This window comes from Sphingobacterium puteale (assembly GCF_050986225.1).
In the GTDB taxonomy this organism is placed as follows: Bacteria; Bacteroidota; Bacteroidia; order Sphingobacteriales; family Sphingobacteriaceae; genus Sphingobacterium; species Sphingobacterium puteale.
In genome coordinates, this window is the sequence record NZ_CP158959.1 from 2,509,537 (window position 1) to 2,525,911 (window position 16,375).

Here is a 16,375-nt window from a genome sequence, read left to right on the forward strand (position 1 = left end):
TGTCTGAAAAATGATGATCTTTCAATATAAATTGATGCTCAACATCCTGACGAAGTAAAATTGTTCGTCCCTTCGACAACTGGTAAATTTTTGTATTAATGATAGCAATATCATTGTTAGGCTGAGTGAAAGCGACGAAATTGACACAATAGTCATTTCCAAAAAAACAGCGAGCACATTTTTGTCCAAGTGTTTATGCCTACGGTTCATCTGGAATACAATAATGTCTGATGTATACTGAAACTTACCCCGATTATCTTCCTTCAAATATGGAGTATTCGGCTACAAATATGGTCGGGCTCCAGACTAATATGGATTTCAAGATAAAAAGCAAATATTTATTTCCAGATTTACAGCAGTAAATTGAAATCTCAAGCTCATAAAAGTGATAATGAGTAGTTAAACTCACTGTGGGAAGCCTTTTGGGGCTGCGATAAAATATAAATAGGAATCATTAGTTAAAAATAATATTATAAAATTATGTTTAAATTTTTCAAAGAATTATTGAGTGCAACCAAGGAGGGCGTAAGGGAAGCGAAAGAGGAACTCGCACAGGAAGCGGAATTGGATAAAGCCAAAAAACAGCAAATTAACGATAAGCATATGTTGAAAGATATTTCTTATGAAGAGCAATTTGGTACGGCATTGGGAGCGGCATTCCGCGTTATCGTCTTTGGCGATTGGTTTACCGTATTTGGCAGTGCCGGGGACGATAGAACTTATCCGGTTCATCTCTATCAGTTCGGGACTTATCCTAAACAGGCAGAGTACCGTAACGAACTGGTGAAACTATTGAACAGAGACTTCGCCATTGCAGATACTGAAAGCTGCCTGCAGCTATTAGCAGCATATTTTAATTTGCTCGGAATGAAGACAGGGGGGACTGTCCTGGAAGGTCGGGAAGATCAAATAGACAGCGGAAACTGGGATATTAGCAAACCTGGTGTGGATGCACTTGTCATTACTGTGAGTAGTCATATCACGACTGCTGCAACAGATGTAGGGTATCTGCAAAAATCAGCCGCTTTGGATATACTGAAAAACCTTTCTTCTTACGCAAGATTGAACTTTAAAGATTGGCACACATTCTCCGAAAAATTTTTAGAAGGAGAACATTATGTTGGGCTGAGCAATAAAATCGGGAAATCTTATTTGAAAAGATATATTGGCTATTTAAGGGAAAAAATAGGCAGCCCTTGGAATAATATAGATTGGAACATCCAATCAGTCCAAGATCGTGTGCTGTCAGCTATAGCTTGGACATTTCAGGCTAAATCGTATGATAGTTCCCGGGAATTTGACGCCGATGTTGCGGAGTATCAACGTAATATTTTAGCTGATCGGGCGCAATGGGACGCTAATGAAATTGTGGTGGATGCTCCCGAAATTGAGCTGTGTTATATGTGTTGGATCAAAGATATGGAAGATTTGAATCCAAATGAAACACTATTGGATGATGAAGAAGAGGCTTTTGATGACGATAACGAAGACAGCGGGTACTACCAAGTGGAGATCTGTGCCCGCCTTCGCGCATCCAATGAGAAGAATTTTACCGCACTGGATCTATTGTATCAAATGGAGAAACAATTGATAGGCAAGGAATTGGGGGATCACATATTCTTTGAAGGGCTTGATCGTGTCAAGAATCATCCAGGAGATACACCCTTGTATTATATCAGCTTTGGAAGCTAGTCTTTTTATCTTGAGAAACGGAAGTGGGTATCATCCCAAACGGAAGCTTTGATCTCGTTTATTTACCCGTTAGCCATGGAATTCTGCATATCGAATTAAATTTGGTAATTTTGTGCTGCTAATTAATTACCTTATTATCTATTTAGACGTTTTTTTTGATGTCCGGAGAGAAACACAAATGTCGTTTAACAAAGAGAAGAATGTATTTATACCTTATATTGTTGGCAGGTTTAGTACTATTTATTGTACTTTATAGCTTAATTTTCAGGAAGTATACTGCTGGATTTAAACCTGAAAACCATCAGATCAGTTATGAAGCTTCAGCTGATTTAGTGAGCGCAAAGATCAAAAAGATTTCGTCCCGCCCTTTCCTGTTTGGCATGGAAGATAATCTTGTCAGTGATGAAGATTTCTATTTTGATGATATAAACTTTTATGCTATCGATAATAAACAACAAAGAAAAGCGGTTTTCCCGCTGACGGACATAATCGAACTGAGTAAGACTTCAATAACAATCACCAATGATAGGGTCTGGCAAGTCATTATTCAGGGAGCTGACAATCACAAGATCGTATTTAAGTTTACCCATAACTATACCCTATGGAATAAAGATTTTTATAAATTTTATAAGAAAATAGAGCAAGTAAACCCTGCTGCGGTAAAATCAAAATGGAGTCTCTGGACAATGTAATGAGGATCAGCTATCATGAAAACAAGGATGTGTTGAGAGTTGTTATATTGGTAAAAAGTCATGAATAAAGTATCATCATCGTTTTTGATCTCAGCAGCACTCATCGCACAGACCGCGTGTCAGTCCCCGTCAGATCAACATAGAAATATGCGTGATAATTCAGCTGATCTGAAATCAGCAGAAAAAGCAGTTTCTTTTAACGATGGCCGTCTGGTAAAACATATGGAAATAAAGTCAGGACATACTGATACTATTTTTATTTTCGTTCATCGAGCAGATTCTGTTCGGATAAAAATCAAAACTCCCTCAGATACGGCTAATATTCGGATTAGCCAGCTATTTTCTCCAAATGGAAAAGCCGACGGACCGTTTGGGAAAGAATTGATCCATCGTTTTATTGATAGCGGACAATACTATATTACTGTCAATGAAAATAGGATGGTTGGCAATCGGTATTCAGGTCCCTACGAAGTGGCGATTGTTCCAAATTGAGAATGTCCCTATCAATTTGATAAGGCCGTTTCTTTTTTATATTTTTTTAAATAAAATTATCTTTCTGTATATCAGTTTATTAATTCGTTTTTTATTGTTTTGGAATATTGTTTGGTTCATCCGGTTTACAGTGATAACATGTATACATAAAAAACGATACAATGGAAGTAAGAAAAAAAATGGATGAAGGACAGACGGTGGATTTTATTGCCGCCGTAATCCCTGAGTTGAATCTAAGATTAAGAAAATCGGAACTTAAAGGAGACTACAAAAATATTATAAAAATGATCTCACAGTTTGCGGAAGATGTCATTTATGCCAAGGATTGGCATCGTTTTGAATGGATTATGCAGGTCATGGCTTATGTACATGATCGGGGAACATCCGAACTTCAGTTTGTGATAAACGGATTACTTCCAAACACCTTCTCCAGGTTAAAAAAAGCATGCAACACGATTGAATGGAACTACCTTGAAGCCCGCTTGCCACTTTCAATACAACGGCTTGTTTTGCCCGAAGATACCTGCGATAAAGAAAAAAACAAGCATGCTGAATATCGCTCCTATGAAAACAACTGATGTATCAATTCGACAAACTATTCCGGCCGACTGTAAATATGCGGTTCGGATCTCTCAGGAAATGGAGGCTTCAGCGCGTGCGCGCGGTATCGGAATTGGACGAAGAAGCCCCGAGTCTATCGTTCATAAAATGTCGGAAGGAAATGCCGTTATCGCTTTGACCAAAGCTGGAGAATGGGTTGGTTACATCTATCTAGAGGTGTATGGACATGCCAGTTTTGTTTCTCATTGTGGCTTGATTGTAGCTCCAGACTGGCGCAGACTTGGGATCGCAACCCAAATGAAGGAGTGTATATTTTGGTTAACACGGAAAAAGTATCCAGAGGCAAAGATATTTGGTATCACAACGACATTGGCGACTATGCGGATCAATTCAAAACTCGGGATGCGGCCGGTAACTTTCTCTGAAATAACACAGGATGCATCGTTTTGGCATAAATGTGAGCAATGTGTGAATTATCAGAATTTAAAAAATACAGGATTTAGAAACTGCTATTGTACGGCGATGATGTTTGAACCGGATATAGCATTAAACGCAAGTAAATGATGAATATAAAACAGGCTCAGGAAATAATTGTTTCGGTAGTACCATCGGTGCAGACGGAAATCTTGCGACCCGAAAATGTTGGAAATCCACTTACGATAATCGGGATTCTTACCGCTTATATTGAGAAAATGATCGCACAGGAGTGCGAAGATGAATTGGGCAAGGCCCTGCATCTGATGGAATATATGCACGAAAAAGGAGAGTGGAGGCTTCAAAATGCGGTGGAAAATATATTTGTTTTTTCATTGCACAGTATTTTGAATGCCTGTCCCGAATCACGCCGTGGTAGAGTGACCGGCAAGATTCCTATTGGAATTTATACGGCCTATGTCAATCAAATATATAGATCAGGCAACTAGGCCTGATCTATATGGCCCAAACAAGGTGAGAGGACTATAATCACTTCGCAGCAATGGACCTAATCTATCAGTACAATTCTCCCATTTATAGATTTCCAATGGGCCTGCTGCAATAATTTATCTATTGAATTATTGACAATTATATCAATTTGAGCACCAGTCTTTGAAAAGCCAAAGGCTCTTGCGGCGGCACGTACAAGATCCTCCCGCAATAAACTGAGGTTGGTATCCATGATCTCGATGAGCGCTATCTCTATTTCTTGGGGAGCAATATCTTCTATTGCCCTTTTTTCCAGACTATTGTCTCTATAGTGGGTCAGGTCGGTAGCCAATTGTCCCTGATCCCAATAAAAACTTTGATGTGAAATTTCCTCCCTTATATCCGGTAGATTTTTTATAAGCTCACTTAGATATTGGGTAAGTTTTCCGGAGGATCTTGGGAGATCCCATAGGCGTAGAACTTTGCGAAACAGATGATTTTGACCAATTGGAGATTCTGTACGGATGATTTTCAGGATCTGATTGCTCAATGTTGCGCGATGTGTTGCATCATAAATTGATTCCGCACTAGCTGTTGCCATTGAACTGATATTGGCACTTAGATAGGGTTTCATTTTACTTGAAACAATCGCATCATCGGATATCACTGAAATATTTGTCTTTGGTTGTGGTTGTGAGGCGTCAATGATGATTGGCTCTTGTATCTTCGCGTCATTTAAGATACGTTGAATTTCCGCTTGGATGTCAGCCAGTATTTTTTCTTTGTTTTTTATCCAGTCTAAGGTCCAGATGCGATAAATATTCCATCCTAAGGATTGCAGAACATCGGGAATAAGCAGCTCTCTATCATTTGTCGTTTTTGTATTGAAATAGTTTTTTCCATCGACCAAAACTCCCAAAATATACTTTTGCGTATGCATAGGATCAACAATTCCAATATCAACACGGTAGCCAGAGGTTCCAATATTTGTTTTTACTTTTATTCCATTTCGATCTAAATGGCCGGCAATAGACTGGATGAGCGTATGTTTGTCTTTATCTTGGGCAACAGTTTCCGTTGTTTGCAATATACCTCTTTCCGCAAAGTTCAAAAAGGCTTTCAGTCCTTGCACACCAGCTGAACTGGTACGGTTCAAGTCGATCTGGTCCCCCTTTAACGAAGAGAAAACACGCATTTCGTATCGGGCCCGGGTTACTGCGACATTTAGCCTTCGCCAGCCACCCTCACGATTCAAAGGACCGAAATTCATGGAAACTTTCCCTTCTTCATCTGGACCATAGCCAATTGAAAATAAAATGAAATCACGTTCGTCACCCTGAACATTCTCCAGGTTTTTAATAAAAATCGGTTCCTCTCCCTGCAGTGCAGTTTCCTCTAAAGTGGGGTATTGGGAGAATAAAAGCTGTAGCAAATCTTCTATTAGATTCTGCTGTGTTTGACTAAATGTAACCACACCTAATGAACGATGGGGATGATGTTCCAAATGATGTTTTATGTATTGAATAACAGCTTCAGCTTCGTTCTGATTTGTTCTTGTTTTCCCTTTGTCATAATGGCCGTTGATAAATTGATAACTTACCTTCCTGTCCTGATCGTCATGAGAAGGAAATGTCAGCAATTTGTTTTCATAAAAGTTGGAGTTACTGAAAGAAATCAGGCTTTCATGTTTACTGCGGTAATGCCGCAGCAGGTATTTGGACGGAATGGACAAGGCCAGGGTATCATCAAGGATACTTTCGAGATCCTCCAATTCAAGATTGTCTTCATCGAATTTGTTACTGGCAAAGAAACTGGTTGGTGGCATTTGTTTGGGATCCCCAACAATAATGGCCTGCTTTGCCCGTGCAAGAGCACTGATTGCCTCAGATGTCGGTAATTGTGAAGCCTCATCAAAAATAACAAGATCAAAATGATCGGTATTTACGTCGAAATATTGGGCGACCGAGATTGGACTCATCAACATACAGGGTTTTAACCGGGGAAGTAAAGTCGAAATTTGGTCAAATAAACGGCGGATACTGACCCCACGCCCCCGGTTACGGATGGCTCGTTGCAAAATACCGATTTCCGAACTATGGACCGCTTCGTGGGAGAGATTCGGAATTTTGTTGCTTAGCGCCAAAACCAATTGATCCCGCACCAGTCGGGTAAATTCTTGATAAAGTGCCTTATATTGTCCGATCTGTGCTTCATACACAGCTGCGTCAAAACCATTTAAAATAGTGTACTGATCCAACGATTTTATGAAGTAATTGAGATGCAGTACACTTTCCATATCTCTGCTTAATTCATTTTTATCAATCTTGTTTGATTCAAGGAGGTCAATCAACCAGGATAATCCAAGTTTTATTCCCTGATCTTTATAATAATTGTAGCGGATCCAGTCTTCAAGGCTATCTAAATGTTGTTTTATCTGGTTTAATTCTTCAATGTCGGGAATATATGTTAAGAATGTCGAAATTTCCTGATGTTTATCCGCATACTGCTGTAGGGTAAGGACAGTGGCAGGGATCTTAAGCTTTAAATCCACATCCGTGAGGATGTGGGTGAGCCAGGATTGGAAATTTTCAATTTTGAGATATTGCGCCAGATGATTTAGTTCTTCCAGCTCATGCTGGTTCTGTGATAATGTGTTTAAGTCAAACTGGTTACCGACAAGATAATAGCTCGTCGCTTCGTTTATGGGATGAAACTGCGGCTCGCTTAAATTTTTAGTAACGAGATCAAAGGAATTTTTCTGATTAAAGAATTGATCAACTTGTTGTTCGGAGGTGATTTTATTTGTGGCAAAACCATTTAAAAAGTTTTTTACTTTGCGCTGTTTCAGCCACTTGAGCAGAAACCAAGAATGCTTTGACTGATTCCAGACAGATTCAATAGGATTACAGTCTGTGGTGAATATTCGATTGCCGAAATCTGTGATAAGCACTTGTTTTAATGCTTGCTTTTGGGTTTGCAATTCAATCCAATGATCAAGTAAATTCTTTTTACGTGGGTCAAAGTGCACATTCACGAGGGTCTGATGCGCTTGAAAATGAGCTGTTTTTTCGAGAAGTGAGTATAGAGAAGCTTTGTTTACGATCCAGTTGTCTGAAAGGTTCAGCTGTAGATCCGATTGGGCTTTGTTCGCATGAATAGATGCCTGAATGTATTCGTCGATAGATTTTTCGATCTGATTTTTATAGGCAAAGTTCTGATCTTTCAACGGGATCAAACGCAACGGGTGCGTGTCAATCGCGGGTAAATTAGCTGTTAATTGTCCAAACGGGATTGCCCAGTCCTGCCAGTCATTCCAGGTCTTTTTATCGATAACATCCAGTTGCAAAGGTAGCAGCCATGCTGTGTTGATTGCAATATGATTGCTGTCTAGATAAGAGACAGAATCATACAAGCTCCAACCTACTGCGAAGGGCTGATGCAGGGCGTCTACGTAGCGACTTAATGCCGCTTTGCGCTGATCGATACGTTGGGCTTCTTCCTGAAAATCAATATGACTTTGATATTTGGGGGTTTCCAGGCTCTGCTCCAATTGCTTTAACACATCTGATTTTTTGGATTTATTGGAGTGTAACTCCAGGCAAAAGGAGCCCAGTCCAATTTTTTCCAACCGACGATGGACCACATCCAGTGCCGCCTTTTTAGCGGCCACAAAAAGTACCTTTTTGTCATTCGCCAAAGCATCTGCGATAATATTGGTGATGGTCTGGGATTTACCGGTACCGGGAGGCCCATGTAAGACAAAGCTTTTATTTGCGTTCGAGTGACGGATAGCTTCCAATTGCGAATTGTCGGTTGGTATCGGTAATGTCAACTGTGAAGATGGCATAGTTTCCAGGTTCTCCGAATCGCCGCTGATATCCAGCATTTCTGAAAGCCTTCCGTCAATCAGGCTCTTTACAATTGTACTTTTTTCAATTTCTTCAGCATATCTGGATAGATCTTGCCATAAAATCAATTTGTTAAAAGAAAAGTTTCCTAAAACGACCTGCTCCAGGATATCCCAGCCTTCCAGATTTAGAATAGACTTTCTTAAAATGGCGAGTACTTTCTGCACATCTACTCCCGATTCATCCATCGGTAGTGTCTCCAATGTACTGAGATTAAGTTTGAATTCCTGCTTGAGATATTCCAATAAGGTAATATTGATCATAGCCTCTTCCTCACGGCTTCGGAGCGTAAATTTCGTATTAACGGATCGACGGGATAATTCTACCGGAATCAATAGGATAGGAGCGAGTCTGGCCTGCTGTTTGGTTTTGGGTTCAAACCATTTCAATAGGCCAACACCCAGATACAATGTACTTTTTCCATTTTCTTCTTCGGCTAATTTCGCATTACGGTACAAGTGTGTTAAAATGATATCTAGGTCATCCTGATGGTAATGGGTCAGCAAGCGGTTATAGCGAAATGCGTCATCTGCGAGTTTAAATAATGGCTCGGAGAAGTGTAAAGGTGCTGAATATAGATTATAACGGCGTAAGAGCTGTTGGTTGTTATTGGGATGAATTGACAGTGATTTCCCGTTCGAAAGATGATCTTCCAGATGGTCTATTTTCAGATCCACAATTTGCAGCATGCTTTTGGTGAACCGTAGATTCAATAGATTATTTCTGAGCGAGAGATCGAGCAATTTCCTTTCCCATATTTTTTGTTTGGTTAGCTCTTTAGCGTCACTAAGAGCTAGGTCCAGCTTGTTGTCATCTAGGGTAAAACGATCGATAGCCTGTTGTTTAGGTAAGCTTGAAGAATGTTCTATACTTGCGTTGTGCAACTCTTCTTTTCCTGAAAAAGGTAGGGGAAGAATACCATGTGAACGGGCATGTTTGATATCGAGAGATAAGATAAAATTGTTTGCATGCAAGAGCTGTGTTTCGGCGTAGTTCATAGCCTCGCCCATGGTATACGCATTTCCACGGCACAGATGAGTAGACTCAATTAAAGCAATATCATCAATCCCATGAACGGTCCGTTTTGAAATCGCGGCCTGGTCATAATTGATTACCGCATCTAACCGTTGGTCACTGAGCCAAACACCAATAAATGCATGACCATGCGTAACAATAAGAATCGGATTCAGATCGATTGCTTCCAGGCAGGCCGCAAATAATAGAGAGATATCAATACAGTTTCCGAATTTGGTTTCATAAATCTGATCGACCAGACGAATCCGCTGACCTTCAGTTTCGAAGCTCGGGGGCATGGCACTGTAGGTAATATTGATATTTAAAATTGCTTGGTATATCGCCGTTACTTCCTGTAGGACACGTTCCTTGCTATTGGATTGATAGCCCAAAAAGGCCGGCTTTAATCTATTTTTTTCAAGAATCTTGACCGCCTCTGCTTTAATGGTATAGATTATAGGGTGATTGGGTAAAACATAAGATGCTAACAACTCTGGATATTTACTTAATCCGCCAAAATAATCCATCGGTAACACCTTTACGGCAAACTTTTGCTGATGTAATATTTCATTTTTCGAAGAGATAGTACAGGTAATGGTGTCTAGATCTTTCTCCACGAGATTCCGGAGATATGGAATATGGTAGTCGAAAGCTAAATTTTCCAGCGTTACTGGAATTCCCTCCGAAAATTTATCTATATGAAATGCATAAGGGCTGAACAGCCCGATTTCAGAAGTCATCTCAATTTTAATGTGCTCGATATCTCTCGTGACCGCAGTGATTTTAATTTTTTCCACCAAGGACAGGTTATGGAAACAGAAGCTATAATTAAAGTGGGAAGCCTTCTCTATTGCAACTTGAAAACACGCATTCGTTTCGATCATTTTAAAAAAATATATTAGTTTAAAGATATTGAAAATTTATTTACTCCCAATTGCTTTATGCACGAATTCGAAATGTCGTTTTAAGTGTAATTTGGCAAAAAAGATAAAAGGGGCATTTTTAATTTTGTTTCCCCAGCCCGCTGGAAATTATCAATCCTATGTCCGTTCCTGAAATTTAGTCTTTATCAATCAGGTTGCATTAAGGATGGTAAAATATTGAAGCTGCGAAAACTGGGCATGGAGGTCAATGAGCAGGAGGTCAAAGAGGCTACCGATGTTGAGATACAGGCAATCTTCGAGATTGATTAAGCAGACGTGCTATGTAGGCATTCTTGTTAGTCAAAAAGTTTTCAAAAGGAGATATTGCTCTTTGTAAGATAAATAAAAAAATGCCAATGTGATAAACATTGGCATTACCTTTACGTCCTATAAAGTTTCAGGGATGTTATTCAACTTCACCTTTATATTTGATTGTACCATCGACATATAAATCTGATTTTTTTGCATCATATTTATAAATATCCTTTTGGTACAGGTTGTCTTCCGTTTTATCCAAAATAATGGTTGTTTTATTGTCATCTGGCAAAAATAGCTCCATTTTCGATTTATCATCGTTTATGACGACAAATGCACTGATGACAGCATCCCCCTCTTTGGAATCAACAGGATTTAGCCGCGTTCCGACATTGAACACCTGGATACATCCCTGCTTAACCTCACTCCAGGTTTGACCTGCACCCACAAGACAGCCATGTTCATCTTTATCACCGCCAATAGATGGCGTTTCTTCTTTGGTCTTATCTTCTGTGCTCTCTGTAGATTTTGATTGCTGTGTATTGTTACATCCGGCAAATAGGATCACACCCAGTGCTAGAATCGCTATTTTTTTCATTTGAATCGGTTTTTCTATATATTCTAATTCTGCTGTGCAATAAATATACCATATTTGTCAAATTGTACTTTTTATCAAAAAAAATAAACGTTGCATAAATATTGTCATAGGGCAAGTTAATTTAGTGCGCTGTTTATTAATATTGTCTTTCAATTGATATGCCGCTATTCACTTGCGACGATCAGATCTGCCGAACGTAGCAGAAAATTTAAATAATAAATAGAAAAAACAATGATCAATAGATAGAACGTATTTAACCTAAAAATATAAAATATGGAAGCTGCAGACTCAAACAGGAATACCCTAGTCTCGGTTGTTTTGGTGGAAAGGCCAATCGAGGATGTCTGGGAACATTGGACCGGTGCCGGATCCATAAAACAATGGAACATTCCATTTGACGATTGGCATTGTCCAGCCGTGACAAACGATTTCAGGGAAGGAGGGAACTTTAATTTTCGAATGGAGCGAATGGAAGACGGAGAGGGTTTTGACTATCGTGGCGTGTATGACCGAATTGTCCCATTCGAATATATTGAAAGTACCAGTGCAGGGAGAAACTGCATTGTCGAATTTCAGGCAATAGATAACAATACAATTCTAAGGGAAACATTTGAACCGGACACAAAAACTCCTTTAGACCTTCAGCAAAAATTCACAGACTCTGTTCTGATCAGCTTTAAAAAATTTGTGGAAAGCAGATAAATTTTTCATCTAAATAAGCCAAACTATTTAATATTGAATTATGGATATATTGAACAATCATTCAGGCTATTCTCCAGCGAATGGAATACAACTATATTATGAGATCTATGGAACCGGAAAACCGCTGATACTTATTCATGGCGGCGGTTCTTCTGGTTTTTTTGATTTTGAGGAAACAGTGAAACGGCTGCAGGATCATTACCAATTGATTCTGTTGGATATGCAAAATCACGGAAGATCGGCACATAGAAAAGTTCCCGAAACATTTGAACAGGATGCAAAAGACATTGTAGCAGTATTGGATCATCTCGCCATAGATAAAGCTTCATTTTTTGGTTTCAGTAACGGTGCGACCACTATTTTGAAACTCGCTTCTCTTTTTCCAGATCGGGTAGACCGATTGATCGCAGCCTCCGGTAATACAAAGAGGGCGGGGTTGTTAGATGGTTTTTTTGAGGGAATGTCGGCTTCAACGATTGAGGTGATGCCGCCCTCTCTGAAAGAAAACTTTTTGAAGTTAAATTCTGATCCCGAAGATTTTAGAAATATGTATGAAAAAGACAGCCAACGAATGATCAATTTTCGCGATTTTGAAGCCGGAGCTTTAGAAAATATATCATGTCCGGTATTTCTCATAGGAGGGGATCAGGATGTGGTTAAGGGAGAGCATTTAGCGGAAATGCAAAAACAAATCCCAAATGCCCGTCTCATGATCTTACCTGCCAATCATGGAAACTATATGATGAAAGATTTCAGCGGTGAGACTGATGAAGGATTAATTGATTTTACCATTTTTCAGGTTCGAAAATTCCTCGAAGCTCAATAGCACCCTTTTGTGGCGGTTATGTATACATCAGCGATCCGATTTTAGGACAGGTGATTGCTAGACTTAATGGCGCATACTTCGTTCAAGACTTCGTATACGTTGTTTATTTTTGCCATCTACACGTGAAGCAACCGCCCAAATAGCAGCCGGTAACCAGCCCAGAATAGTGAGCTGAAGGATTAAACAAATAATTCCCCTGAAAATTTTCCCTCTTAAAAAGAAGGATAACCAAGGTAGTAACACTGCGATCAAGATCATAACAGTTGATTTATAAAAGAGTAATATCTTATGTTAAAATAATCTATGTTTATCTGGCTATAGATAGCTTAGATGTTCAAAGCAAAAATCGACAATAATAAGAAAGAAAGCAAATAAGATTGGTGAAAATTGCTGCTACTTGCTTCAAGATGAATCCTGTTACCAAAATCGCCGCTGTTGGTTTGCTGAACCATTATTTGGCAAATCGCTAAAAATGTTAAGAAATCTTAAAGTTTTCTGTTTCCAATCTTCATTTGAAAATTTAGTGGAGGAGTGGCACCAATGTTGATGTTCCCCTGTCGAATATTTTTAGATGCAGTTTACAATTGAATAAATGACGGAACAAATGAAAGATAGCAAAAACATAATTGAGATTTTGGACAGTAAATATAAGGCTTATTTAGAAGATGAAGGAAAATGGCTCAATGAAGGGTTCAGAAATATTTTTACCGAAGGTGAAGCCAACAGAGAAAATCTAAAAACACCAGTTTACCTGATGTTACCCGAAGAAATTAGGGAATATGTGGATCAATTGTTATTAGATCATTTAAGTTAACAGGGAAGGAGGCTAACTTACAGCAGGTTTTTCTAAATATTTAAGGTATCCTTCTTCCATTCGGGGTTTGACGAGATTTCGTATACCGAATCTTTTGATAGTTTGATAAATCTGCTGTTTTTCTTTTCTGCTCAGCACATCCAGCATAGTCAGCATCTCTTTGCCTTGCATGGTTTCTAGTTCGAGTCTCGTTCCCATGCAGATACTCGTTGTTATCCGGATATTGACAATTTGCACAAATGGAACAAAAACCAATAAATCCAAGTCCGTTAATGCTTTTTTTATTAGCAGGCTACCAGATATTCACTTGAAATAAAAACCCTGTCTATCTGTTTTTGCCCGAATGGCTTTTTTCTTGTTTTTCAAAATCCAAAAGCCGGTAAGAATACAGGTAAGTTTCAATGGAATTGCTACCATGGAATATGACAAAGAGGCAATATCGATGCCTAATGGTGCTAGACCAATGAGCACTTAAATAACGGCGATAGTGACTCTTTTCTATTTTGGTGGATATAAATCTTTTCAGATTGAACCTCATTAACCATAAGCGCTTTATCATTTTGATGAATATAAAGGTGTAAAGTAATCCATGTTTGCTGCTTTTACAATTCATCCGAAAAGATTTTATACTTGATCATACATCAAATTGTGTCAAACAGACTGCTGATCACGTAAATATGAACAAATGAAATTTTATCCGTCGATTGAAGAATGCAACACGACTGAACTCTTCCCGTCTTCGTTTAATGACTTTAATCGGCGGTGGTAACATACTGGACTGTCTGACATCTCAAATCTGGATGATGAGGTGAATTTCTTTTACGAGTATTTTTGCCTGTATAAATCAAAATATTTACTAAAATGAATTATCAAATTAAAAAAGCTAGCCTCGAAGACCTGGAACAGACCGCAGAACTGTTTAACCTTTATCGGATTTTTTATCGCCAGGAATCGGATCTGGAAAAAGGGAAAGTCTTTTTAAAAGAGCGGTTTCTGAATAGCGAATCGGATATTTTTCTAGCGATGGTGGACGGTAAAGCGGTAGGATTTGTACAATTATATAAACTGTTTCACTACACCAAATTGGAAATGCAGTGGCTGCTGAGCGACCTGTTTGTTCATCAGGATTATCGTGGTAAAGGACTCTCTGTCGCACTGATAGACCGAAGTAAACAATGGTGTACGGAAACCGGTGCCTGTGGTTTGATGTTAGAAACGGAAAAAACAAACGACATCGGCAATACGCTATATCCACGTTGCGGATTTGAATACGATGGAGCCCACAACTATTATCATTGGTGGAGTAAAAAGTAAACTATATTTTGTCTAGTCCTTAGAATCATCCGATTATCTGGACTAGACTTCTTTATGAATTTACAATTAAGCTAGTATTTGGTGCCGGTGATGATTGAGGTGGGTTACATAATCTGCCATCAAAAACGCTAATGTGAGATCATTACATTTTCGTGTTGTCAGATCTCTCGCAATCAGCGTCCTGAATAGGAATAAAAGCTGCTTGTTGAGTGATAACCATAAGTCCGTGAGTTGTTTGGTTTCCGACTGCTGATAATTTGCGTTTTCGCAAAAATCATCCTGTGCGTAAAAAATCTGCGGATTTTCTTCAGATTGTGCTCTTATAAACCGGAGATAGTTTGTCATGGCACTATCGATCAAGTGCCCTAAAATTTCCTTCTTGCTCCATTTTTCCGGAACTGACTTCTCGTTAAATGCGACTGTATTAATTGCCGAAAGTTCAGCTGGAAAAGTATCAATGAGAACTTCAAATTCATGTATAAAATCGTTCATTTTTATTGAATATTAATATGATGGTAGATTTGTGTTAAGTGATGACATGGCTTGTCACTGAAAAAATTACCGCAAGTCGTATTTAGAGATAAACTGTTATTGCTAATTTATAAATAAAAATTCACGGACAGAAATCAATTCGTTTTTAAATCCATTTTATGGTTTGGATGAATAATTATATATGCGTCCCTTTCTTCGGATAACGGTCGATGTTTTGTAAAACCAGTTTGCACGGATTGTAAATATTATTGTTAACCTAACGCTGTACTCCTTATATTTGATTATCTTTTGCCGCAGGTTTAAGATTGAAAATGAAAAGATAATTTTGAGCAATTTTCCCCATGAAGCTATTTAGTTCAATACATAAAAGTATCCTTTTTTCACTACTTTTATCGACGCTGTTACATTCTTGCCAATCTCAGGATCCGGATGTTGTACTCTTGGATAAATTGGATAAGACGTTTGATGTTTCAAAGTTTTATGCACCAAAAATAAAAAAAACAGAGTCTATATTAGCTTCTGATGTGAAGAACATGGACAAGAAAGCAATAAAAGAGGTTTTTGAAACCGCCATGTTCAAAAAAGATACCATGGCAATTTTTGATAGCGAAGGAAGTTTGCCGACGCCATTTTATCTGGAGTCTACCTCTAGCTGGGGAACAAGAAAATTAAAACCGAAGAAATATTATGGCTATCGCTATACAACGGTGTCCTATAACGAGGAGAAGGATACCTTGGCCATGCTGAATGGTGTCGCTTTTCCCTCGCTGGCTATGGGGGAAAATAGCGATGGTAAATTCGTTTATTTATATGCGGGCAAAACCTCAAAAAATATGGCTGATTTCCGAAATATTCAGAATTTTCTACAAAAAAAATACACTGTCCTCAACATAGCAGAAGAAGCTGGTTCAGGGGTAAAAGGCTGGGAAAGTCCGGATTTTTATTATTTCTTAACGAAGAAAGATCGAACGGAGGAGGAAATTTTCTCGTTTGGTGAATCCGAAGATGACAAGCCCACCACGACAGCTATTTCAGAAATACTTTTGGAAATTTTTAGTAAAGAATATATTCAGGATATGCGGAAAGAGCAGGTTTATCTGAAGGATTATATTCCTGTTGCTAAATGATAAGTGATTCGATTGAGCGGCAGGGCTATGACGTTTTTTGAAATTGTTTATATTTACATCTT

Annotated in this window: 16 protein-coding genes; 11 read left to right on the forward strand and 5 right to left on the reverse strand. The window is 38.7% G+C overall.

The annotated features are described in order from the left end of the window. Window positions 1–480 precede the first annotated feature (480 nt). From ABTV71_RS10480 to ABTV71_RS10505, 6 genes are all read left to right on the forward strand, one after another. Window positions 481–1,692 carry a DUF1266 domain-containing protein gene (locus ABTV71_RS10480; protein WP_433903135.1) on the forward strand — a complete coding sequence of 404 codons (1,212 nt, stop codon included), beginning with the start codon at window positions 481–483 and terminating at the stop codon, window positions 1,690–1,692. Between the two features lie 200 nt (window positions 1,693–1,892). After that, window positions 1,893–2,384, forward strand: coding sequence for a hypothetical protein (locus ABTV71_RS10485; protein WP_433903136.1), 492 nt, complete (start codon window positions 1,893–1,895; stop codon window positions 2,382–2,384). Between the two features lie 60 nt (window positions 2,385–2,444). Next, window positions 2,445–2,876: a hypothetical protein gene (locus tag ABTV71_RS10490; RefSeq protein WP_121121740.1), complete on the forward strand. Its 432-nt coding sequence runs from the start codon at window positions 2,445–2,447 to the stop codon at window positions 2,874–2,876. 161 nt (window positions 2,877–3,037) lie between these two features. Then, on the forward strand, window positions 3,038–3,454 hold the full coding sequence (locus tag ABTV71_RS10495; protein ID WP_433903137.1) for a hypothetical protein: 417 nt from the start codon (window positions 3,038–3,040) through the stop codon (window positions 3,452–3,454). Beyond that, window positions 3,441–4,001, forward strand: a complete 561-nt coding sequence (locus ABTV71_RS10500; RefSeq protein ID WP_433903138.1) for a GNAT family N-acetyltransferase — start codon at window positions 3,441–3,443, stop codon at window positions 3,999–4,001. The genes ABTV71_RS10495 and ABTV71_RS10500 overlap by 14 nt, the downstream gene beginning before the upstream one ends. Continuing rightward, window positions 3,998–4,360, forward strand: a complete 363-nt coding sequence (locus ABTV71_RS10505) for a DUF7674 family protein (protein ID WP_121121744.1) — start codon at window positions 3,998–4,000, stop codon at window positions 4,358–4,360. The genes ABTV71_RS10500 and ABTV71_RS10505 overlap by 4 nt, the downstream gene beginning before the upstream one ends. A 59-nt stretch (window positions 4,361–4,419) precedes the next feature. Here the strand turns inward: ABTV71_RS10505 and ABTV71_RS10510 are convergent, their stop codons facing one another. Beyond that, complete coding sequence (locus tag ABTV71_RS10510) at window positions 4,420–10,059, reverse strand: DUF3320 domain-containing protein (RefSeq protein WP_433903139.1); 5,640 nt, start codon at window positions 10,057–10,059, stop codon at window positions 4,420–4,422. A 532-nt stretch (window positions 10,060–10,591) separates the two neighbouring features. Continuing rightward, window positions 10,592–11,038 (reverse strand): hypothetical protein, encoded by a 447-nt coding sequence (locus tag ABTV71_RS10515; RefSeq protein ID WP_121121748.1) that lies wholly within the window; start codon window positions 11,036–11,038, stop codon window positions 10,592–10,594. Window positions 11,039–11,311: 273 nt separating this feature from the next. Between ABTV71_RS10515 and ABTV71_RS10520 the strand changes: the two genes are divergently transcribed. Together ABTV71_RS10520 and ABTV71_RS10525 are read left to right on the forward strand one after the other, a co-directional pair. Beyond that, complete coding sequence (locus ABTV71_RS10520; RefSeq protein WP_433903140.1) at window positions 11,312–11,740, forward strand: SRPBCC domain-containing protein; 429 nt, start codon at window positions 11,312–11,314, stop codon at window positions 11,738–11,740. A 40-nt stretch (window positions 11,741–11,780) separates the two neighbouring features. Then, the gene (locus ABTV71_RS10525) at window positions 11,781–12,566 is read left to right on the forward strand and encodes an alpha/beta fold hydrolase (protein WP_183078599.1); all 786 of its coding nucleotides are present in this window, start codon (window positions 11,781–11,783) and stop codon (window positions 12,564–12,566) included. A 63-nt stretch (window positions 12,567–12,629) separates the two neighbouring features. Here the strand turns inward: ABTV71_RS10525 and ABTV71_RS10530 are convergent, their stop codons facing one another. Next, window positions 12,630–12,824, reverse strand: a complete 195-nt coding sequence (locus ABTV71_RS10530; protein WP_121121752.1) for a YqaE/Pmp3 family membrane protein — start codon at window positions 12,822–12,824, stop codon at window positions 12,630–12,632. A 346-nt stretch (window positions 12,825–13,170) separates the two neighbouring features. On the opposite strand from ABTV71_RS10530, the gene ABTV71_RS10535 reads away from it, so the two are divergent. Continuing rightward, entirely contained in the window at window positions 13,171–13,380 is a 210-nt protein-coding gene (locus tag ABTV71_RS10535; RefSeq protein ID WP_147430289.1) for a hypothetical protein, read from the forward strand. A 12-nt stretch (window positions 13,381–13,392) separates the two neighbouring features. On the opposite strand, the gene ABTV71_RS10540 is transcribed toward ABTV71_RS10535, so the two are convergent. Further along, window positions 13,393–13,578 (reverse strand): hypothetical protein, encoded by a 186-nt coding sequence (locus tag ABTV71_RS10540; RefSeq protein WP_433903141.1) that lies wholly within the window; start codon window positions 13,576–13,578, stop codon window positions 13,393–13,395. 663 nt (window positions 13,579–14,241) lie between these two features. Between ABTV71_RS10540 and ABTV71_RS10545 the strand changes: the two genes are divergently transcribed. Continuing rightward, complete coding sequence (locus tag ABTV71_RS10545; RefSeq protein WP_108632123.1) at window positions 14,242–14,694, forward strand: GNAT family N-acetyltransferase; 453 nt, start codon at window positions 14,242–14,244, stop codon at window positions 14,692–14,694. A 66-nt stretch (window positions 14,695–14,760) separates the two neighbouring features. Here the strand turns inward: ABTV71_RS10545 and ABTV71_RS10550 are convergent, their stop codons facing one another. Next, window positions 14,761–15,186 carry a DinB family protein gene (locus ABTV71_RS10550; protein WP_121121756.1) on the reverse strand — a complete coding sequence of 142 codons (426 nt, stop codon included), beginning with the start codon at window positions 15,184–15,186 and terminating at the stop codon, window positions 14,761–14,763. Between the two features lie 341 nt (window positions 15,187–15,527). Between ABTV71_RS10550 and ABTV71_RS10555 the strand changes: the two genes are divergently transcribed. Continuing rightward, window positions 15,528–16,313 (forward strand): hypothetical protein, encoded by a 786-nt coding sequence (locus ABTV71_RS10555; protein WP_433903142.1) that lies wholly within the window; start codon window positions 15,528–15,530, stop codon window positions 16,311–16,313. Window positions 16,314–16,375: the final 62 nt, after the last annotated feature.

What these genes read in the sequence shown, in the direction of transcription:
- ABTV71_RS10550 (WP_121121756.1), bottom strand. Translation starts at nt 15,186, where the DNA reads ATGAACGATTTTATACATGAATTTGAAGTTCTCATTGATACTTTTCCA.
- ABTV71_RS10525 (WP_183078599.1), top strand. Translation starts at nt 11,781, where the DNA reads ATGGATATATTGAACAATCATTCAGGCTATTCTCCAGCGAATGGAATA.
- ABTV71_RS10555 (WP_433903142.1), top strand. Translation starts at nt 15,528, where the DNA reads ATGAAGCTATTTAGTTCAATACATAAAAGTATCCTTTTTTCACTACTT.
- ABTV71_RS10490 (WP_121121740.1), top strand. Translation starts at nt 2,445, where the DNA reads ATGAATAAAGTATCATCATCGTTTTTGATCTCAGCAGCACTCATCGCA.
- ABTV71_RS10500 (WP_433903138.1), top strand. Translation starts at nt 3,441, where the DNA reads ATGAAAACAACTGATGTATCAATTCGACAAACTATTCCGGCCGACTGT.
- ABTV71_RS10485 (WP_433903136.1), top strand. Translation starts at nt 1,893, where the DNA reads ATGTATTTATACCTTATATTGTTGGCAGGTTTAGTACTATTTATTGTA.
- ABTV71_RS10540 (WP_433903141.1), bottom strand. Translation starts at nt 13,578, where the DNA reads ATGGGAACGAGACTCGAACTAGAAACCATGCAAGGCAAAGAGATGCTG.
- ABTV71_RS10505 (WP_121121744.1), top strand. Translation starts at nt 3,998, where the DNA reads ATGATGAATATAAAACAGGCTCAGGAAATAATTGTTTCGGTAGTACCA.
- ABTV71_RS10515 (WP_121121748.1), bottom strand. Translation starts at nt 11,038, where the DNA reads ATGAAAAAAATAGCGATTCTAGCACTGGGTGTGATCCTATTTGCCGGA.
- ABTV71_RS10530 (WP_121121752.1), bottom strand. Translation starts at nt 12,824, where the DNA reads ATGATCTTGATCGCAGTGTTACTACCTTGGTTATCCTTCTTTTTAAGA.
- ABTV71_RS10495 (WP_433903137.1), top strand. Translation starts at nt 3,038, where the DNA reads ATGGAAGTAAGAAAAAAAATGGATGAAGGACAGACGGTGGATTTTATT.
- ABTV71_RS10520 (WP_433903140.1), top strand. Translation starts at nt 11,312, where the DNA reads ATGGAAGCTGCAGACTCAAACAGGAATACCCTAGTCTCGGTTGTTTTG.
- ABTV71_RS10480 (WP_433903135.1), top strand. Translation starts at nt 481, where the DNA reads ATGTTTAAATTTTTCAAAGAATTATTGAGTGCAACCAAGGAGGGCGTA.
- ABTV71_RS10545 (WP_108632123.1), top strand. Translation starts at nt 14,242, where the DNA reads ATGAATTATCAAATTAAAAAAGCTAGCCTCGAAGACCTGGAACAGACC.
- ABTV71_RS10535 (WP_147430289.1), top strand. Translation starts at nt 13,171, where the DNA reads ATGAAAGATAGCAAAAACATAATTGAGATTTTGGACAGTAAATATAAG.